The 18,935-nt window shown below is 69.1% G+C and carries 22 protein-coding genes (1 of these 22 running past the window's edge); 16 read left to right on the plus strand and 6 right to left on the minus strand.

The window, feature by feature from the left end; translation table 11 throughout:
- Positions 1-16 precede the first annotated feature (16 nt).
- The 6 genes from FRZ32_RS07815 (at position 17) to FRZ32_RS07840 (ending at position 4,582) form a co-directional block, all read left to right on the plus strand.
- Complete coding sequence (locus FRZ32_RS07815; protein WP_424141289.1) at positions 17-1,264, plus strand: M24 family metallopeptidase; 1,248 nt, start codon at positions 17-19, stop codon at positions 1,262-1,264.
- Positions 1,265-1,295: 31 nt separating this feature from the next.
- Positions 1,296-1,802, plus strand: coding sequence for an STM3941 family protein (locus tag FRZ32_RS07820; RefSeq protein WP_147042984.1), 507 nt, complete (start codon positions 1,296-1,298; stop codon positions 1,800-1,802).
- Between the two features lie 69 nt (positions 1,803-1,871).
- Positions 1,872-2,231, plus strand: coding sequence for a hypothetical protein (locus FRZ32_RS07825; RefSeq protein WP_147042985.1), 360 nt, complete (start codon positions 1,872-1,874; stop codon positions 2,229-2,231).
- 40 nt (positions 2,232-2,271) lie between these two features.
- On the plus strand, positions 2,272-3,396 hold the full coding sequence (gene ispG, locus FRZ32_RS07830; RefSeq protein ID WP_147042986.1) for a flavodoxin-dependent (E)-4-hydroxy-3-methylbut-2-enyl-diphosphate synthase: 1,125 nt from the start codon (positions 2,272-2,274) through the stop codon (positions 3,394-3,396).
- Positions 3,393-3,674 (plus strand): hypothetical protein, encoded by a 282-nt coding sequence (locus FRZ32_RS07835; RefSeq protein ID WP_147042987.1) that lies wholly within the window; start codon positions 3,393-3,395, stop codon positions 3,672-3,674. The genes ispG and FRZ32_RS07835 overlap by 4 nt, the downstream gene beginning before the upstream one ends.
- Positions 3,675-3,679: 5 nt before the next feature.
- Positions 3,680-4,582: a DMT family transporter gene (locus tag FRZ32_RS07840; protein WP_147042988.1), complete on the plus strand. Its 903-nt coding sequence runs from the start codon at positions 3,680-3,682 to the stop codon at positions 4,580-4,582.
- Here FRZ32_RS07840 and FRZ32_RS07845 read toward each other — a convergent pair.
- Positions 4,579-5,226 carry a DUF1345 domain-containing protein gene (locus tag FRZ32_RS07845; protein ID WP_147042989.1) on the minus strand — a complete coding sequence of 216 codons (648 nt, stop codon included), beginning with the start codon at positions 5,224-5,226 and terminating at the stop codon, positions 4,579-4,581. The two genes, FRZ32_RS07840 and FRZ32_RS07845, sit on opposite strands and share 4 nt — an antisense overlap.
- Before the next feature lie 67 nt (positions 5,227-5,293).
- Between FRZ32_RS07845 and FRZ32_RS07850 the strand changes: the two genes are divergently transcribed.
- Genes FRZ32_RS07850 through FRZ32_RS07860 form a run of 3 tightly spaced genes read left to right on the plus strand, consistent with a single transcriptional unit; the run spans position 5,294 to position 6,200 of the window.
- Entirely contained in the window at positions 5,294-5,608 is a 315-nt protein-coding gene (locus FRZ32_RS07850) for a DMT family transporter (RefSeq protein ID WP_147042990.1), read from the plus strand.
- Entirely contained in the window at positions 5,605-5,952 is a 348-nt protein-coding gene (locus FRZ32_RS07855) for a TfoX/Sxy family protein (RefSeq protein ID WP_147042991.1), read from the plus strand. The genes FRZ32_RS07850 and FRZ32_RS07855 overlap by 4 nt, the downstream gene beginning before the upstream one ends.
- A complete protein-coding gene (locus tag FRZ32_RS07860; protein WP_147042992.1) occupies positions 5,952-6,200 on the plus strand; it encodes a KTSC domain-containing protein in 249 nt (82 codons plus the stop codon). Before FRZ32_RS07855 ends, FRZ32_RS07860 begins: the two co-directional genes overlap by 1 nt.
- Here the strand turns inward: FRZ32_RS07860 and FRZ32_RS07865 are convergent.
- On the minus strand, positions 6,197-7,732 hold the full coding sequence (locus FRZ32_RS07865) for an amidase (protein WP_147042993.1): 1,536 nt from the start codon (positions 7,730-7,732) through the stop codon (positions 6,197-6,199). The genes FRZ32_RS07860 and FRZ32_RS07865 overlap by 4 nt on opposite strands.
- Before the next feature lie 9 nt (positions 7,733-7,741).
- Positions 7,742-9,670 (minus strand): M61 family metallopeptidase, encoded by a 1,929-nt coding sequence (locus FRZ32_RS07870; RefSeq protein WP_192901914.1) that lies wholly within the window; start codon positions 9,668-9,670, stop codon positions 7,742-7,744.
- A gap of 112 nt (positions 9,671-9,782) precedes the next feature.
- Here FRZ32_RS07870 and hisS point away from each other — a divergent pair, with 112 nt between their 5' ends.
- The 6 genes from hisS (at position 9,783) to FRZ32_RS07900 (ending at position 17,249) form a co-directional block, all read left to right on the plus strand.
- A complete protein-coding gene (hisS, locus tag FRZ32_RS07875) occupies positions 9,783-11,063 on the plus strand; it encodes a histidine--tRNA ligase (protein ID WP_147042994.1) in 1,281 nt (426 codons plus the stop codon).
- A 181-nt stretch (positions 11,064-11,244) separates the two neighbouring features.
- Positions 11,245-12,321 (plus strand): peptide chain release factor 1, encoded by a 1,077-nt coding sequence (gene prfA / locus FRZ32_RS07880; protein WP_147042995.1) that lies wholly within the window; start codon positions 11,245-11,247, stop codon positions 12,319-12,321.
- Positions 12,322-12,417: 96 nt separating this feature from the next.
- On the plus strand, positions 12,418-13,245 hold the full coding sequence (gene prmC / locus FRZ32_RS07885) for a peptide chain release factor N(5)-glutamine methyltransferase (protein ID WP_147042996.1): 828 nt from the start codon (positions 12,418-12,420) through the stop codon (positions 13,243-13,245).
- A 246-nt stretch (positions 13,246-13,491) separates the two neighbouring features.
- Positions 13,492-14,133: a DUF4167 domain-containing protein gene (locus FRZ32_RS07890; protein ID WP_147042997.1), complete on the plus strand. Its 642-nt coding sequence runs from the start codon at positions 13,492-13,494 to the stop codon at positions 14,131-14,133.
- A gap of 70 nt (positions 14,134-14,203) precedes the next feature.
- Positions 14,204-15,613, plus strand: a complete 1,410-nt coding sequence (locus FRZ32_RS07895; RefSeq protein WP_147042998.1) for a DUF4139 domain-containing protein — start codon at positions 14,204-14,206, stop codon at positions 15,611-15,613.
- A gap of 100 nt (positions 15,614-15,713) precedes the next feature.
- The gene (locus tag FRZ32_RS07900) at positions 15,714-17,249 is read left to right on the plus strand and encodes a DUF4139 domain-containing protein (RefSeq protein WP_147042999.1); all 1,536 of its coding nucleotides are present in this window, start codon (positions 15,714-15,716) and stop codon (positions 17,247-17,249) included.
- On the opposite strand, the gene FRZ32_RS07905 is transcribed toward FRZ32_RS07900, so the two are convergent.
- Complete coding sequence (locus tag FRZ32_RS07905; protein ID WP_147043000.1) at positions 17,246-17,635, minus strand: acyl-CoA thioesterase; 390 nt, start codon at positions 17,633-17,635, stop codon at positions 17,246-17,248. The two genes, FRZ32_RS07900 and FRZ32_RS07905, sit on opposite strands and share 4 nt — an antisense overlap.
- Positions 17,610-17,873 (minus strand): hypothetical protein, encoded by a 264-nt coding sequence (locus FRZ32_RS07910; RefSeq protein ID WP_243445228.1) that lies wholly within the window; start codon positions 17,871-17,873, stop codon positions 17,610-17,612. Before FRZ32_RS07910 ends, FRZ32_RS07905 begins: the two co-directional genes overlap by 26 nt.
- A gap of 121 nt (positions 17,874-17,994) precedes the next feature.
- Between FRZ32_RS07910 and FRZ32_RS07915 the strand changes: the two genes are divergently transcribed.
- Positions 17,995-18,423, plus strand: coding sequence for a CBS domain-containing protein (locus FRZ32_RS07915; RefSeq protein ID WP_147043002.1), 429 nt, complete (start codon positions 17,995-17,997; stop codon positions 18,421-18,423).
- Here FRZ32_RS07915 and FRZ32_RS07920 read toward each other — a convergent pair.
- On the minus strand, positions 18,411-18,935 hold the end of the coding sequence (locus FRZ32_RS07920; RefSeq protein WP_147043003.1) for a lipopolysaccharide biosynthesis protein. It continues 984 nt past the right edge of the window; 525 of the gene's 1,509 nt are visible here — the last part of the coding sequence; its start codon lies off the right edge, out of view; its stop codon occupies positions 18,411-18,413. The genes FRZ32_RS07915 and FRZ32_RS07920 overlap by 13 nt on opposite strands.

Consider the following 18,935-nt stretch of genomic DNA (forward strand, 5'->3'; position numbering starts at 1 on the left):
AGGGAGGATGACGGACATGCTGAATCGGCGGATGTTTCTCGGCGCGGGGACTCTTCTCGCCGCCGGCGCGCTCGCGCCCTGGCGCAGCTTCGCGCAGGAAGCCGCCGCGGAGCTAAGGCCGATGACCGGCCATGTCGTGCCGATCTCGCGCGAGGAGCATCTGGCCCGCATCGCGCGCGCCCAGGCCCTGATGGCCGAAGCCGGGCTTGCCGCGGTCCTGATCGAGCCGGGCGCATCGCTGACCTATTTCACCGGCGTCCAATGGTGGCGAAGTGAGCGCCTGACCGCCGCGATCCTGCCGCGCGAGGGCGGGATCGGTATCGTCACGCCCTTTTTCGAAGAGCCTTCGGTCCACGAAAGCCTCAAGGTGCCGGCGGACGTGCGCACCTGGAACGAGGACGAGGATCCGCTGCGGACTGTCGCCGGCTTCCTTCGCGACCGCCGCCTTGCCGGCCCGGTCGGGATCGAAGAGACGGTGCGCTATTTCGCCGTCGACGGCCTCCAGCGCGCGATGCCGGGCATCGAGGTGAAGAGCGCCAATCCGGTCGTGCGCGGCTGCCGGATGGTGAAATCGGACCATGAGATCGCGCTGATGCAGATCGCGTCCGACATCACGCTCGCCGCTTATCGCTACACCTGGCCAAGGATCGAGCGCGGCATGGCCCCGCATCAGATCGGCGCGATCATGGACGGCGCGACCCGCGCGCTCGGCGGCAATCCCGAATTCTCGCTGATCCTTCTGGGCGAGGCGGCGGCCTATCCGCACGGCTCCGGCCAGCCGCAGGCGGTGCGCGATGGCGAAGTCGTGCTGATGGACTGCGGCTGCACCGTCCAGGGCTATCAATCCGATATCTCGCGCACGTTCGTTCATGGCAGCGCCAGCGCCGAGCAGCGCCGGGTGTGGGATCAGGTTCATCAGGGCCAGCAGATCGCCTTCGCCGCGGCCCGGATCGGCGCGCCGGCCGGCAGCGTCGACGATGCGGTCCGGCGTCAATATGAAAGCTGGGGCTATGGCCCCTTCTATCGCCTTCCGGGCCTTTCGCATCGCACCGGGCACGGCATCGGCCTCGACGGGCATGAGCCGGTCAATCTCGTCCATGGCGAGACGACGCCGCTCGCCGCCGGCATGTGCTTCTCGAACGAGCCGGGCCTCTACATTCCGGGACGGTTCGGCATCCGGCTCGAAGATTGTTTCCACATGACCGCGGATGGGCCGCGCTGGTTCACGACCCCGCCGCCGTCGATCGACCGGCCGTTCGACTAGGAGCGACGCCGGCACGGAAAGGGGGGACAGGATGGTCTACGAAGCCTTCCACCTGAAGCGGTTCAACATCGTCATGGCGGCGCTTTGCGCCCTGCTCTCCATCCTCGGCTTTTGCGTGAACGGCGTCATCCCGACCGCGAGCACGCGCGATCACGGCGCCTCGCCGCTGGCGGGCTGGATCATAGTCGCGGTCTGCTTCGCCGTGGCGGCGATCTTCCTTCGCCGCGCGTTCGACAGCCGGCCGCTGGTGCGGGTCGACCGCAACGGCCTGTGGGCGCGCTCCTGGAGCGATGCGACCGTGCCGTGGGATCAGATCACCAGCGCCCGGCGGGTCCGGTTCAGGAACCAGGTCTCGCTCGGCTTCGATCTCAAGGATCCGTCCGCCTATCCCGCGCGCAGCCCGATCAACCGGTGGACCTCCGGGCTCAACCGCGCGACCGGCTATGGCACGATGAGCGTCAACGTCACCTACATGACCGGCGGGGCAGGGGGGCTGATCGCGGCGATCCGGCAGTTTCGCCCGGATCTGTTCGGCTAGGCGTTTACAGCCGGCGGTCCTCTTTCTAGCGTTCGCGGCCTCCGCATCGATTGAAGAAGGGGGATGATCGTGAAGCTTCGTCTTTGTATGGCGGCCCTTGCCGCCTGTGCCGTTTCGACCGGCGCCGCGGCGCAAAACGTCACCGAACGCGATCTTGTCGGCCGCTGGGCCGAGCGCGGCAATTGCCGCGACTGGATGGCCTATAATGCCGACGGCACATGGACCCGCGCCGACGGCAGCGGCGGCGAATGGGCGCTTCAGGGCAACACGCTCACCGCCAGCGTGAACGGCGGCAATGGCGCCGGCACCGCCACCGTACGCAAGCTTCCCGACGGATCGATCAACCGCACCGCATCCTTCGACGGCCACACGGATCACCTGACGCGCTGCGCCGTGCCCCCTCGACGCCCGGCGGGCCGGCGCCGCTAGGCCGCTTTCCCTTCGGGGCGCGCCGGCCTATATCGCGCGCATGTCGGTGCGCCCCTGGAGAGATATCGTCCGCCGCCAATCGCGGCAGATCATGGTCGGCAACGTGCCGGTGGGCGGCGACGCGCCGGTCACCGTCCAGACCATGACCAACACGCCGACCGCCGATGCGAAGGCGACGATCGACCAGATCCGTCGCTGCGAGGAGGTGGGGGTGGACATCATCCGCGTGTCCTGCCCGGACGTGGAGAGCACCGCGGCGATGAAGCAGATCGTGCGCGCGGCGCGGGTGCCGATCGTCGCCGACATCCATTTCCACTACAAGCGCGCCCTCGAGGCCGCGGATGCGGGCGCGGCCTGCCTTCGCATCAATCCGGGCAATATCGGCAGCAGCGAGCGCGTCGCCGAGGTGGTGCGCGCCGCGAAGGCGAACGGCTGCTCGATCCGCATCGGAGTCAATGCCGGCAGCCTCGAAAAGGACCTGCTCGAAAAATATGGCGAGCCCTGTCCGGAGGCTTTGGTCGAAAGCGCGCTCGATCATATCAAGATCCTGCAGGACCACGATTTCCACGAATATAAGGTCGCGGTGAAGGCCTCCGACCAGTTCCTCGCCGTCGCCGCTTATCAGCAGCTCGCCGAGGCGGTCGATTGCCCGCTCCACCTCGGCATCACCGAGGCGGGGGGCGCGCGCGCCGGCACGGTCAAGTCGGCGATCGGCATCGGCTCGCTGCTCTGGTTCGGCATCGGCGACACGATCCGCGTCAGCCTGTCGGCCGAGCCGGAGGAGGAGGTGCGCGTCGGGTTCGAGATCCTGAAGGCGCTCGGCATCCGCAATCGCGGCGTCCGCGTCGTCTCCTGCCCCTCCTGCGCGCGGCAGGGGTTCGACGTGATCCGCACCGTCCAGGCGCTGGAGGAACGGCTCGGCCATATCCGCACGCCGATGTCGCTCTCGGTGCTCGGCTGCGTCGTCAACGGCCCCGGCGAGGCGCGCGAGACCGACATCGGCCTCACCGGCGGCGGCAACGGCAAGCATATGGTCTATCTCTCCGGCGTCACCGATCATCATGTCCAGGACGCCGACATGATCGACCATATCGTGAAGCTCGTCGAAGCGAAGGCGGCGGAGATCGAGGCGGCGGCGGCGGCCGTGCCGGTGGCGGCCGAGTGAGCAGCCGGACGACTGAGACCGGGGCGCCCGTTCAGCGGACGAAGCGCGCGGTCGGCGCCAGGGCGACGGGCGTCGGCGCGACGGGCGCCTCGGCGCTGGGCGCGACTGCGATCGGCGCGCTGCTGCTCGGCAGCATGGCGATCGGCGCGATGGCCTTCGGCGCCCTCGCGATCGGCCGGCTCGGCATCGGCAAGGCCCGGATCCGCAAGCTCAGGATCGACGAGCTGGAGGTCGGGCGGCTGATCCGCCTCGACGACGCGACCCGCCAAGACCGGTAGGCGACATGTCCGCGGACGGCCGCACATCGGTGGCGACCGCCTTCGCCGTGGCGACGCTCGGAATCGCGACCTTTTCCGGCATGGATGCGCTGATGAAGCATCTCGCCATCGCGATCGGCACCTATAATGCTTTGCTGTGGCGGACGCTGGCGGGCGCGATCTTCGGCGGGATCGCCTATTTCGCGCTCGGCAATCGCTGGCCGTCGCGCGAAGCGATGCGCGTCCACCTGATCCGCGGCATCCTTTCGGTGTTCATGGCGCTGACCTTCTTCTGGGGGCTGGCGCGGGTGCCGCTGGCGCAGGGCGTCGCGCTCGCCTTCGTCGCACCGCTCATCGCGCTCTATCTCGCCGCGGTGATCCTGAAGGAACGGATCGAGCGCCGCGCCATCTATGCCTCGCTGCTCGGCCTCGCCGGCGTCGCCGTGATCCTCGCCGGGCAGGCCGAGGCCGATCTCGGGCCGGAGGCGCTGAAGGGCTCGATCGCGATCCTCTGCTCGGCCTGCCTCTATGCCTGGAACATCATCCTGATGCGCCAGCAGGCTCTGGTCGCGAGGCCGGTCGAGATCGCCTTCTTCATGAGCACGTTGATGAGCGCCGGCTTCCTCCTCGCCGGACCCTGGCTCGCAGAGATTCCACCGCGCGCCGAATGGCCGGCGGTGGCCGGCGCGGCCGTGCTCGCCTTCACATCGCTGATGCTGCTTTCGTGGGCCTATGCGCGGGCACAGGCGCAGCATCTCGCGCCGGTGGAATATACCGCCTTCATCTGGGCGAGCCTGTTCGGCTTCCTGATCTTCCACGAGCCGGTGCGGCCGCTCACCCTTGCCGGCGCGGCGATGATCGTCGGCGCCTGCCTGATCGCGGCGCGCCGCCGCCCGGCACCGGTGGCGGACGTCGAAGCGCAGATCTAGCCGCCGCCGAGCACGTTGATCGTGAAGGCGAGCACGCCGATGTTGAAGACGAAGGCGGCGAAGCTGTGGGCGATCGCGATGCGGCGGATCGCGCGGCTGGTGATGTCGGTGTCGGATGTCTGGAAGGTCATTCCGAGCGTGAAGGAGAAATAGAGGAAATCGGTGTAATCCGGTTCGCTCGTCCCCGGAAAATCGATCCCCTTCGCATCCCCGCCGCTGCCGCCCGCCGTGTAGAAGAGATGGGCATAATGGAGCGCGTAGATGACGTTGGAGAACAGCCACGAAAGCGTCAGCGTCGCGACGATGAGCGCGATGCCCCCGGCGGATTGCCGGTCGGCCCCCATCACCTCGGAGCCGACCGTGACCATGATCACCAGGCTCACCGCCGCGGTCATCACGAGCAGCAGCACCCGGTTGGCGTCATTCTCCTTGGCGTGGCGCCGGATGGTCCGCGCGCCGTCGCGGAGCAGCGGGGCGCAGATCGCAAGGAAGATCACGGCCGCGAGATCGAAGCCGAGCATGAGCCCGAGCATCCAGCCGAGTGCGAGGCCGCCGGCCACCGCGCCGCTGGCGAAGAGCAGCACGAAAGCGAGGAATCGCACCGGCATGAACCAATTGCCCAGTCCGACGCGGCGCTTCTCCATGCCGACACGGTAGCGCGGGCGGCGCGGTCAGGCTAACCCAATCTCGCTCGATTGTCGGGAGACCGGATTGGCCTGGCTGCTGCTCATCATTGGCGGTTTGTTCGAAGTCGGCTTCACGACGTCGCTTCGTTTCGTCGAGGGCTTTCGCAACCTGCCCTGGACACTCGCTTTCCTGGTCTCGGTCGCGCTCTCCATGGGCCTGCTCGAGCGGGCGGCGCGGACCATCCCGATGGGGACGGCCTATGCCGTCTGGGGCGGGATCGGCGCGATCGGCACGGTGCTGGTCGGCATGGCCTGGTTCGAGGAGCCGGCGAGCCTGGTGCGCGCGCTCCTCATCCTCGGCATCGTCGCCTGCATCGCCGCGCTGAAGCTCACCGCATGAGCATCGACATGGGCCTTTATGCCTGGGTGCAGGAGGCGCTGGAGCCGATGGGAACGGTGACGATGCGCAAGATGATGGGCGGCGCGACGCTCTATCTCGACGGCATCATCTTCGCGATCCTTCACAGCGACGACATCTGGTTCAAGGCGGACAAGGAGACCGATGCGGTCTGGGACGCGCAGGGCTGCCCCAAATTCTCGATCACGCTCAAGGACGGGTGGGTCGACGTCATGAACTATCGCCGCGCGCCGATCGACGTGCATGACGATGCCGAGGCGATGCAGCGTTGGGCGCGCCTGGGCGTTGAAGCGGGGATGCGAAGGCCGATCAAGCGCAAGACGTGATGGCTGGGGTCCGCGCCGCCAGCTTCCCCGATTCGAGCGCGATCACGCGCGCCGCCTACGATCCCGATCGCCGGGTGCTCGATCTCTGGTATGCCGGCGGCGACCGTTATTCCTATTTCGACGTGCCCGCGCAGGTCTACGAGCGTCTGCGCGCCGCGCCGTCGGCGGGCGCCTTCGTCAACGCCGAGGTGAAGCCCGTCTATCGCCACGAAATCGAGCCGGGGCGGCGGCGATTCCGGCCCGATTAGCGCTCCGCCGGGCCCAGATGGCGGGCGATGTCCGGCTGCGCCTCGATCGAGGCGGGGAAGGTGGGATCGACGCGCTTGTGCGAGGCCTGTTCATAGGCATAGCCGAGCGCGAGGATCCGCGCATCGTCCCACTTGGCGCCGATGAAGGAGAGGCCGACCGGAAGCCCGCGCACCTGGCCCATCGGCACGGTGAGGTGCGGATAGCCGGCCACCGCGGCGAGGCCCCCCGCGCCGCCGCCTGAAATCTGGTCGCCGCTGACCACGTCGATCGGCCAGGCGGGCGGCATGGTCGGGCCGACCAATGCGACGACATCGTTGTCGCGCAGCAGCCGATCGATCCCCTCTGGCCCAGCGAGCCGAAGGCTGGTCGCGCGCGCCGCGGCATAAGCGGCGTCGAGGCCGTTCGTCGCCTCGGCCTGCTCGAACAGCTCCTGCCCGAAGAAGACCAGCTCGTCGTCCGCATGGGCGCGGTTGAAGGCGATCAGATCGGCGAGCGTGCGGGTCCGCACGTCGGCCGGCAGGGTCGCCAGATAGGCGTTCATGTCGTGCTTGAGCTCGGCGAGAAGCACGGTGAGCTCGTTGCGGCCGATCTCGTCGCGCCCCTCGAAATGGTCGATGTCGACCAGGGTCGCGCCCTGCGCGCGCAGCGTCGCCAGCGCTTCCTCGAACGGCGCGTCGGTGCCGAATCCGGAGGCGAAGCGCATCACCCCGATCCTGACGCCGCGCAGCGCATCGGGGCGCAGGCCGGCGGTGAAATCGGTGCGATGGGCATCGGCCTGCGCCGTGGCTGGATCGGCCGGGTCGGTGCCGGCGATCGCGTTGAGGACCAACGCGGCATCGCGCACCGTGCGGGTCATCGGCCCGGCCGTGTCCTGGCTGTGGCTGATCGGCACGATATGGGTGCGGCTGACGAGGCCTACGGTCGGCTTGAAGCCGACGATGCCGTTGACCGCGGCCGGGCAGGTGATCGACCCGTCGGTTTCCGTCCCGATCGCGGCCGGGACCATGCCCGCAGCCACCGCCGCGCCGCTCCCCGAACTCGATCCGCAGGGGTTTCGGTCGAGCGCATGGGGGTTGCGGGTCTGGCCGCCGACCGCGCTCCACCCGGAGATGGAGTGCGACGAGCGGATATTGGCCCATTCGCTGAGGTTGGTCTTGCCGACGATCACCGCGCCGGCCGCACGCAGCCGCGCGACCAACGGCGCGTCGCGATGCGTGACATTGGCGGCGAGCGCCAGGCTCCCCGCCGTGGTCGGCAACGGCCCGTCGGTCTCGATATTGTCCTTGATCAGGATCGGCATGCCGAACAGCGGCCCGCGCGCGCGCCGCATCCGATCGAGCGCGCGGGCCTGGTCCATCGCCGTCGGATCGACCGCGATCACCGCGTTGACGCGCGGATTCAGCGCCTCGATCCGTTGCAGCGCCGCCTCGGTATTGCGTTCGGCAAGCGTCGCGGGGTCGCCGTCCTGCGCCTCGGCCGCGGCGCCGGCGAGCAGGGTGGCGGCGGCGGCGAGGAGCAGGCTGGGCGTCATCTCTTCCCCCTAGTCGATCGGGCTCAGCAAGGCGTCGAGGCCGGACGGGCCGGTGCCGACGCGCTCCAGCGTCGGATAACGAAGGCCGTCATGATAATCGATCGATACCTCGCGATAATGGTCGCCCTGCTTCACGAGCAGGCGGATCGGCGTGCGGGTGCCCTGGGCCGCGCGGATCGCTTCGCGCATGTTGTCGTGCGAATAGGCATCGCCGTTGACCGCGACGATCGTCGTGCCGTTGGTCAGGCCCGCGTTGAACGGCGGCGAATCCCAGGAAACGGTCCGCACCGCGCCACCTTCGCCGATCGTCATGCCAAGCGAGAAGGTGAGGTCGAGGATCTTGCGCGCCTGCTCACGCGACTTCCAGTAATCGGACGGCGTGTCGCGATAGACCAGGCGGTAGCCGCCGGCCGCGATCCAGTCGAGCGGGGCATGGGGGCGGACCGCATCGACCCGGTCGTGGAGGAAGGTCGCCCAGTCGAACGGCGCGACCCCGTTCAGCGTCGTCACCACATCGTCGAACGTGTAGGTGGCAAGGCCCTGGTCGCCCGGATTGATGCCGAAGAAGGCGCGGGCGAAATCGTTGATCGACCGTGCCCCATGGGTGAGCTCCCGGATCTTGGCGTCGACGTCGAGCCAGACGAGCTGGCCTTCGGAATAATAATCCTCGCTGCGCTGCCAGCTCGTCCAGCTTTGCGGGCGGCGCTGGTTGATGATCGGATCGTTGGTCGTGTCGACCAGCGGGCGCCACTGGCGGCCCGGCAGCGTGTCGTAATAGGCAGCGGTCTGGGCGAGCGCGTCGCGCACGTCCTGGACCGGCATCAGGCCGGAGCGGGCGGAGAGCACATAGCCCCAGAACTGCGTCTGCCCCTCATAGACCCACAGCAGGCTGTCGCGCATCGGCACGTTGTAATTGGGCGTCCAAAGGTCCGCGCCGCGGCGATACTTGCCGTTCCAGCTGTGCGTGGATTCGTGGGCCAGCAGGTCGCGCCCCGCGGAGCCTTGCGCCCATTCCGTGAAATAAGCGGGCTTCGCGCTGTTTTCCGAGCTTCGCAGATGTTCGAGCCCGATGCCGCCGAGCTCGTCGGTGAGCGCGAGCAGGAATTCGTAGCGGTTGAAATGCTGGGTTCCGAACAGCCGCAATTCCTGCTCGACGAGGTTGCGGTGCGCCTGGATCTGCTCGGGCGTCGCGGCGAGATAGCGCGGCGCATCGGCGAAGATGTTGAGGGCGACATTGTGGCCCAGATCCTCGCGCCGATAATAGCGGCCGGCGAACATCGGCGAATCGACCAGCGTCTCATAGGGCACCGGGCGGTAGGAGACGCGGCCGCCATCGCGGCTCGCGACGTCGAGCGAGGTCGCCGCCTGCCAGCCGTCGGGCAAGAGCGCGGTCGCCTGCATGGTGATGCCGCGCGTGAAATAGCCGGCTGGGTAGAAGGACACCTTCTCCCACTGGATGTTGAGGATGTTGGGCGTCATTTCGACGCGGCCCTGGCCGCTCGCGACGGCGGAGAGATGCTGGAATCGCACGACGATCTCGCGCACGCCCTGCGGCACGTCGATGTGGAAGGCGTAGACATCCACCGGATCGCGCCGCCAGTTGAGCGCGCGGCCGTTGGCGGTGAAGCTGATCCCCGCGACGCTCGCGATCGGCCCCGACGGGCTGTGATTGCCCGGCAGCCATTTCGGATAGAGCAAGGTCATCGGCCCCGCCTGGGCGACGGGGATCGTCTCGGTCACCTGGAAGATGCCGCGCGTCGTATCGGTCGCGTTGACTTCGAGCCGGATCGTGCCGGGATAGGGAATGTCGCGCGGCGCCGGAATCGTATCGGCATAAGGCAGCGGCTGCGGCACCGCCTGGCCGACCTGGGCGACGAGGGGCGCGCCGGCGGACGCGGCGAGGACAAGTGCAAGGGCGAACAGGGGAAAGCGGCGCATCATGATCTCCGGCTGGACTCGCAATCCGGGGGTCATAGGGCCGCGCCCGCGCGCTCGTCCAGCCGCGCGCCGCCCTTCCCTCGCGCGCCAAAGCTGCTAAAGGCCGCCCCCCATGGGCAAGGGGCCGCAAAGGATCAGAGGCACCCAGGATATCTGGGGCGAGGAAGCCGACCGTTTCCACGCGGTGACGGCCGCGTTCGATCGCGTGCGTCGGCTCTATGCCTTCCAGCGCGTCGAGATCCCGGTCTTCGAGGCGACCGAGGTCTTCGCCCGCTCGATCGGCGAGACCACCGACGTCGTCTCCAAGGAAATGTACACGTTCGAGGATCGCGGCGGCGATTCGATCACGCTGCGCCCCGAATTCACCGCGGGCCTGTGCCGCGCCTATCTCTCCGAAGGCTGGCAGCAGCACGCGCCGCTGAAGCTCGCCACCTGGGGCCCGGTCTTCCGCTACGAGCGCCCGCAGAAGGGCCGCTTCCGCCAGTTCCACCAGTTGGACGCCGAGATCATCGGCACCGACGCGCCCGCGGCGGACGTGGAATTGCTGGTGCTCGCCGATCAGCTCCTCCACGAGCTCGGCATATCCGACGGCATCACGCTCCAGCTCAACACATTGGGCGATGCGCCGACGCGCGAGGCGTGGCGCGCTGCCTTGATCGATCATTTCGAGGCGCATCGCGGCGACCTCTCCGAGGACAGCCTCGCCCGGCTCGACAAGAATCCCTTGCGCATCCTCGACAGCAAGGACCCGCGCGACCGCCCGATCGCCGACAGCGCGCCGGACATCGACGCCTATCTGACGGCGGAAGCGAGCGACTTCTTCGCCGCCGTCACCGCCGGCCTCGACGCCGCCGGCGTCGCCTGGACCCGCAACGCGCGCCTAGTCCGCGGCCTTGATTATTACCGCCACACCGCCTTCGAATTCGTCACCGATCGGTTGGGCGCGCAGGGCACGGTGCTCGCCGGCGGCCGATATGACGGCCTGATCGAAAGCCTCGGCGGCCCCCACACCCCAGCGGTCGGCTGGGCCGCGGGGATCGAGCGGCTTGCGATGATGATCGAGGCGCCATCCGGGGGAGCGCCGACGGTGGCGGTCGTTCCCGATCAGCCCGATCTGGAAGGTGACGCTTCTCGACTGGCGACGCTTCTCCGTCGCGCCGGAATAGCCGCCGACATCGGCTTCAGGGGCAACGCCAAGAAGCGGATCGAAAGCGCGAAGAAGAACAATCGGACCGCCGCGTTGATTCTGCGTGATCCCTCTCAGGCGCCACGCTTACACCTCACCCACTTCGGTGGAACCGACGATCAGAGGAAGTCACTCGCGGACAAGATATTGCTTGCCGTGAAAGACATTTACTCAGGCATGTCGGGCGGACCGGATCGGGCTGCATGACCAAAATCTCCGCCGAACGCATTGCCGCCATTGCCACCCACTCCCCCTCTCCCCGTGGGGGAGAGGGTTGGGGTGAGGGGGCTCTGAATTGGGGATTTCCCTCGACCGCCGAGCCCCCTCACCCTGCCCTCTCCCCCACGGGGAGAGGGTTGTTCGGCGTCGTCGCTGGAGCGGCGGCGGCATGACCCGCATTTCCGCCGAACGCATTGCCGCCATCGAGGCGCGCAAGGAGGAGTTGCAGGCGGCGATGGCCGCGGGCGATCTCGATCCGCAGGCGTTCGTGAAGCTCTCCAAGGACTATGCCGAGATCGAGCCGGTCGCCGAGGCCGCGCGCGAGGTGCGGCGGCTGCGCGACGAGGCGGTGTCGCTCGCCGAGATGACGCACGAGGCCGACGAGGAGCTTCGCGCCATGGCGGCTGAGGAACTCATTGAGAATCGCGAGAAGCTCGAGGCCGCCGAGCGGGCGCTTGCGCTGAAGCTGCTGCCGCGCGACGCCGCCGACGATCGGCCCGCGATGCTCGAAATCCGCGCCGGCACCGGCGGCGACGAGGCGGCGCTGTTCGCCGGCGATCTCCTGCGCATGTATCAGCGTTACGCCGAGACGAAGGGCTGGCGCTTCGAGCTCATATCGGCGAGCGCGGCCGAGCTTGGCGGCTTCAAGGAGGCGATCGCCTCGGTCACCGGCCAGGGCGTGTTCGCGCGGCTGAAGTTCGAAAGCGGCGTTCACCGCGTCCAGCGCGTTCCCGTCACCGAAAGCGGCGGCCGAATCCACACCAGCGCCGCCACCGTCGCGGTGCTGCCCGAGGCGGAGGAGGTCGACGTCCAGATCGACGAGAAGGACCTTCGGATCGACATCTATCGCGCCTCCGGCCCGGGCGGGCAGGGCGTGAACACGACCGACAGCGCGGTTCGGATCACCCATTTGCCCACCGGCATCGTCGTCATCCAGCAGGACGAGCGATCGCAGCACAAGAACCGCGCCAAGGCCATGAAGGTGCTTCGGACCCGCCTCTACGAAGCGGAGCGCGAGCGGCTCGCCGCCGAGCGCACCGGCGCGCGCCGGTCGATGGTCGGATCGGGCGACCGCTCGGAGCGGATCCGCACCTACAATTTCCCGCAGGGGCGCGTGACCGATCACCGCATCAACCTGACCCTCCACCGCCTGCCCGAAATCCTGGAAGGCCAGATGGACGAGCTGATCGACGCCCTCATTTCCGAGGACGAGGCCGAACGTCTGGCGAGTTTGGATGAGGCCTAGCTTCCCCTCCCGCTGGCGGGAGGGGATTGAGGGGTGGGCCCGTTTTCCTCTCCAGCCCTGGGACAGGCCCGGCCCCGCCCGCTTGCGCGAGGCGAGATGAGGGTGCGGGAGGCTCTCACGGCGCCGGCCCGCCAGCTCGAAGCCGTCTCCATGACCCCCCGCCTCGATGCCGAGCTCCTCATGGCGCACGCGCTCGGCATGTCGCGCGAGCAGATGCTCCTTTCGGCGATGGACGCCGAAGCGCCCGCCGCGTTCGCGGCCCTGCTCGCCCGCCGCCTCGCGCACGAGCCGGTGGCCTATATCACCGGCCGCCGCGCCTTCTGGACGATCGAGCTGGAGGTTGGCCCCGGCGTCCTCGTGCCGCGGCCGGACAGCGAGACGCTGATCGACGCCGCGGTCGAGCGCTTCGGTCCGCGCGGGCCGGCGACGATCCTCGATCTCGGCACCGGACCGGGCACGCTGTTGCTCGCCGCGCTCGATCAATGGCCACAGGCGCGCGGGCTTGGCATCGATCGTTCGGAAGACGCGCTCGCTTATGCGCGCCGCAACGCCGCGCGGCTCGGCCTCGGCGATCGCGCGGAGCTGCGCCTCGGCGATTGGGGGGAGGGCATCGAGGGGCGGTTCGATCTCGTCCTCGCCAACCCGCCTTATGTCGCGACCGATACCGATCTGCCGCCGGATGTCGCCGATCACGAGCCGGCGACGGCGCTGTTCGCCGGCGCCGACGGCCTCGACGATTATCGCCGGCTCGCGCCCCAGCTGCCGCGGCTGATCGCGCCCGGCGGCATCGCCTGCGTCGAGATCGGCGCGGGCCAGAAGCAGGCGGTGGCGGCGCTGTTCGGCGCGGCTGGGTTGACGGTCGCATCGCGCGACGATCTCGCCGGAGTCGCAAGGTGCCTCGTGCTCGCCAACGCGGATGAATGAATTTTCACTTGGTTTCGGACCACGCACTTACTACATAGGGGGGCAGGGATGCCGGCTCGTCGCTCGTGGAAGCGCAAGGCCAGCGTCGCCGACCCCCGATTGCTTGGTCGCTTTGGCGGGCGATTTGGTGCGGAAGCGATTGAGCCGCGCGCGGCGAATCGCACCGTCAGGGTCGTGCAGGGAAGGCCGGGAGGGGCCCGGCCGGCTGTGAAGGCAGGTTAAACCACCCTTGGTGAGGATTTTCGTTTGATCAACAATCGTCAGGGCGGCCGCAGGCGCGGCCGGGGCGGCGGCGGTGGACGCGCGCCCAACATGAATCCGGGAGCCGGCAATCGCCAGGACAACCGGCAGCGCGGCAACGCCGCCCAGCTTCTCGAGAAATATAAGGGCCTTGCGCGCGACGCGCAGATGCAGGGCGATCGCGTCCAGACCGAATATTTCCTCCAGTTCGCGGACCATTATTTCCGCGTCCTCGGCGAAAGCCGCGCCCGCTTCGAGGAGCAGCGCCGGCAGCGCGGCGAGGATTATGGCGAGCCCGACGACGGCGATGGCGACGAGGAGATGGAGGCCGCCGAGCGCCCTGCTTACGAGCGCGCCGAGGAGCCCGCCCGCGAGCCGCGCAATCGCGAGGCCGACGAGGGTCGCGAGGAGCGGGCGCCGCGCAACGGCGAGGCCCGCGGCCGCCGCCCGCGCGGTCGCCGGTTCGAGCAGGAAGACGGGACCGAAGAGGCCAACGGCATCGCGCTCGACGCGCTGCCCCCCGCGATCGCCGCCGCGCCCGCCGCGGCGAACGGCGATGCCGAGGGTGGTGAGGAGGCGCCGCGCGCGCCGCGCCGCCGGACCCGTCGCCCGCGCGGCGAGGCCGAGGATATCGCGCCCGCCGCCTGAGCGGCTTGTTCATTGACCTGACAGCGAGACTGTAGGACGCTCCCCGGACCTTGTTCGGGGAGCGTTTTTCATGCGGGCTATCCTCATTGCTTCGGTTGCGGCGCTCGCCTTTGCGACGCCGGGTTCGGCCCAGATCCAGACGGAAATCCCGCCGCCCTCGGAAAGCGCCCAGGGCGACGTCGCGGTGACGATCTACAACAACGATCTCGCCCTGGTTCAGGACCGGCGGCCGCTTTCGGTGCCGCAGGGCCGCTCCCGGCAGGAGTTTCCCGACGTCTCGGCGCAGATCCGGCCCGAAACGGTGACGCTCACCGGCGACGGCATCGGCATCGTCGAGCAGAATTTCGATTTCGACCTGCTGTCGCCCCAGGCGCTGATGCAGAAGGCGGTCGGCGAGACGGTGACGCTGGTGCGTACCAACCCGGCCACCGGCGCCGAGACGCGCGAGCAGGCGCGGGTGCTCGCGGCCAATGGGGGCGTCGTGCTCCAGATCGGGAACCGGATCGAGGTCCTGCGCGACGACGGCCTGCCGGTGCGCGTGATCTTCGATCATGTCCCCGCCGGGCTTCGCGCCCGCCCGACGCTGTCCGTCACTGTCCAGAGCGCGCGCGCCGGGCGTCGGCCGCTGACGCTCACCTATCTGACGCCGGGCCTCGGCTGGTCGGCCGATTATGTCGCCCTGTTCGACGAGGCGAACGGCCGGATGGACGTCCAGGGCTGGATCACGCTCACCAACAACAGCGGCACGCCCTATAACAATGCCGACGTCCTGCTCGTCGCCGGCAATGTCGGCGGCGGACAGATGCAGACTTCCGGCGTGCGCCGCGGCCCCGCGCCACCGCTCCGCCAGGCCGGGACCGAGACGTCGGACCGCGAGCGGCTCGGCGACTATTATCTCTATCCGCTCCCCGCGCGAACGACGATCGCCAACCGCCAGACCAAGCAGGTGAGCTTCCTCAACGTCGCCGGGACCCCGGCGCGGCGGGCCTATGAATATCGCAACGCCTGGCTCGGCAGCGCCGAGCAGCCGCAGAGCGCGAACACGGTGCTCCGCTTCTCCTCCTCGCGCGATCAGGGCCTCGGCGACGCGCTCCCGGCGGGCACGGTGCGCGTCTATCAGCGCGACGCGCGCGGCAATCCGCAATTCGTCGGCGAAAGCCCGATCGGCCACACGCCGATGGGGTCCGAACTCGGCCTTACCACCGGACAGGCGTTCGACGTGAAGGTCCAGCCGACGGTCGAGCGCCGCGAGCGCGTGTCGAACGGCCGCTGGCGCACGACGATGCGCTACACGCTCACCAACGCCCGGCCGGACGCGGTCACCGTCGATCTCGTCCAGTCCGGATTGTGGGGGGATACGCGGATCGCCGAGCAAAGCCAGCCGAGCGAGCGCCGCTCGGCCGACGAGACGGTCTGGCACGTCGCCGTCCCCGCCAATGGCGAGGCGAGCGTCACCGCGACCTTCGACACGCGCTTCTAGGAGCCGCGCCTTGCCGCTCTCGACCCGTCATTCCCGCGAAAGCGGGAATCCAGCTTCCTTTCCGCAGGTGAAGCTGGACCCCCGCTTTCGCTGGGGTGACGTGAGGTGGCTTGGATTGTTCCTGCTGTTCTTCGCGACCCCCGCCACCGCGCAGACGATCGTCACTTCGCCACGGCCGGACCATGTCGCCGTCACCGTCTATCGCGATCCCAACCGGGCCGCCGCGCAGGCGCCCAATCTCTCCTTCCTCAACGGCTATGCGCTGATCAGCGAGACGAGGGCGGTGTCGCTGCCGGCCGGCGAATCGGAGCTTCGCTTCGAAGGCGTCGCCGGCGGCATCCTGCCGCAAAGCGCGATCGTGACCGGCCTCGGCGACGGCGTGATCGAGCGCAACCGCGACGCCTGGCTGCTTTCGCCCGGCACCCTGATCGAACGCTCGCTCGGCCGGCGCGTCCACCTGCGCCGCACCTCGCGGGCGACGGGCGCGGTTCGCGAGGAGGAGGCGGTCGTCCGCTCCGGCGCCGATGGCGCGCTGGTCCTCCAGACGCCGGCGGGGTTCGAGGCGCTGCGCTGCTCGGGCCTTGCCGAGACGGTCACCTATGACGGCGTGCCGGCCGGCCTCGCCGCGCGGCCGACCCTGTCGGTGCGCGTCCGCGCGCCGCAGCCGATGACCGCGACCGTGACGTTGTCCTACCTGTCGAGCGGCTTCGACTGGCAGGCCAATTATGTCGCCAACCTCGCGGAAGACGGCGAATCGATCGATCTCTTCGCCTGGCTGACGATCGCCAACACCGACGAGACCAGCTTTGCGGATGCGGACGCTCAGGCGGTGGCCGGCCGGCTCAACCGATCCAACCGCCGCGTCCAGCCCGCCGAATCGCGGCCGATCGACCTGCAATGCTGGCCCGCCGGGACGACCAGCGATATTCCCGAGGATGAATCGTTGGCCGAGGACATCGTGGTGACCGGGTCGCGGGTCATGGCGCGCAACTTTGCGCCGGGAGCGCCGCCGCCACCGCCGCCGCCTCCGCCCCCGGCAGCGGAGGCCGCCATGCAGGCGCAGCAGGAGGAACTCGGCGATCTCAAGCTCTACCGGATTCCCGAGCCGGTCACCGTCGCCGCGAACAGCCAGAAGCAGGTCGCCTTCCTGACGCGGCCGCGCGTGCGCGTGCAGTTCGTCTATCGCCAGACGATCCAGCCGAGCTTTCGGGCGTCGAGCGCACCGGCGCGGCGGATCATGATCACGCGCAACCGCCCCGCCGATGGCCTCGGCATGCCGCTTCCGGCCGGGCGAATCGTCCTGTTCGATTCGCGCGGCGGCCGGCCGATCCTGATCGGCGAGGGTTCCACCGCCGACCGCGCCGTGAACGAGGATGTCGAGATCCCGCTGGGCGAGGCGCCCGGCGTCACCGCCTCGGTCCGCCCCGTCGGCAATCCGAAGCTCAGCCGCGCCTTCGAGCTTACCGTGACCAACGACCAGTCGGCGCCGGTGCGATTCGAGGCGAGCCTCGCCGGCGGCGAGGTCAGCCGGTCGAGCGCGCGGCTCGGCCGCCGGGACGGCCGGCCGCTCTGGTCGGTGACGGTGCCGGCCAACGGCCGCGCCGTGCTGACCTATACGCTGGCGCCGCCGGCCTAGCCGCGTTTCACCGGCCGCGGCCGGTGATTCTCGTCCAATGCGACGAAGGTGAAGAGGCCGCTGGTCACGTCCACCTCGCGCGTGCCGCGATCGCGGCTCGCGACGACGCGGATGCGGATCGCGATCGATGTCCGGCCGACGCGCTCGACATGGGCGTAGACCGAGATGAGGTCCTGAAGGAGGATCGGCGCGATGAACTCCATCGCCTCGATCGCCACCGTCGCGACCGCGCCCTCCGCCTCGCGGGCGGCGACGATGCCGGCCGCGATGTCCATCTGCGAGAGCACCCAGCCGCCGAAAATGTGACCGTTGGCGTTGATGTCGCCAGGGCGCGGCACCACCCGCAGGATCGGATCGCGCTCAGCGGCGCCAGTGGTCGTCGTCATCCTGGTCTCCGTGGCCCGTTTCGTCGTCGGCGCCGCTGCGATTGCTGTAGAAGATGAGACCCATCAGCGCGCCCGCGACGATCACCGAGAGGCCGACGCCGAGCGCCGTCGCGATCAGCATGTGGATCTGCACCGGGCCCGATTCCCACAGCCAGAACAAGGACAGCGCGACCGTCGCGAGCGCCGCCATCGTCGACCAGCGCATGGACCGGCGGAAATGGGCCCACGCATCGGCCACGCGGTCGGGATCGGGCGGCGCGGGCCGCCGGGGCGGAATCGGATCATGCCGGGGCATGGCTTCCCTTTGGCGCGGCCACGTGGGATCATCAAGCCGAGTCGCGTAGTTTGAGGAGGATCCCATGACGGTCGCCGCGATTCTTTCAACCAAGGGCGGAGACGTCCTCACCATCGAATCGGGAACGCTGGTGCGCGAAGCGGTGACGATGCTCGCCGATCGCCGGATCGGGGCCTTGCCGGTCGTGCGTGACGGCGCGGTTGTCGGGATCATGTCGGAGCGCGACGTCATCTACAGGTTGCGCAGCGACGGCGCCGCGGTGCTCGACTGGGCGGTCGAGCGGATCATGACCGCGCCGGCGATCGCGGTTCAGCCGGATCACGACATCATGGGGGCGCTGTCGCTGATGACGAAGCGGCGGATTCGCCATCTTCCCGTGCTCGACGGCGATCGGATCGTCGGCATCGTTTCGATCGGCGATCTGGTGAAGCACCGGATGGACAAGATCGAGCGCGAGGCCGCCGACCTGCTCAACTATATTCAGAGCGCCTGAGGCTCGGGCGCCCGGCGCACGAGCCGGGTGACTTCGACGACGATCGGCCGCGCGAAGACCAGCAGCAGGCCGGCATAGAGCGCCGCGCCGGCCGGCACCAGCAAGGCGAGTCGCGCCGCCGGTCCGGAGGCGGGCGCCAGCGAATCGAGCGCGGCCACCGTCGCCGCCATGGCCAGCGACGCGCCGAGCGGGGGCGCGACCGCCCGGGCGAGCGCGCCGGCGCTCACGCCGACGATTCGCAGGGAGAGCGCCAGCGTCACGGCGAGCAAGGCCGCCATGCCCGCGAGCCATGCCCAGGCGAGACCGATGCCGCCCCAGTGGATGCCGATCAGGAAGGCCGCCGGCATGATGATCGCCCCGGCGATCCCGTTGCGCACCGCAAGCCGCGCCTTGCCGAGGGCGTTGATCGCCGGCCCGAACAGGATCTGCAGCGTCATCATCGGCATCGCTAGGGCGAGAATCCTGACGATCGGCGCGGCGGCCCCCCATTTGGCGCCAAGGAAGGTCAGCAC

It is taken from the genome of Sphingosinicella ginsenosidimutans, assembly GCF_007995055.1.
In the GTDB taxonomy this organism is placed as follows: domain Bacteria; phylum Pseudomonadota; class Alphaproteobacteria; order Sphingomonadales; family Sphingomonadaceae; genus Allosphingosinicella; species Allosphingosinicella ginsenosidimutans.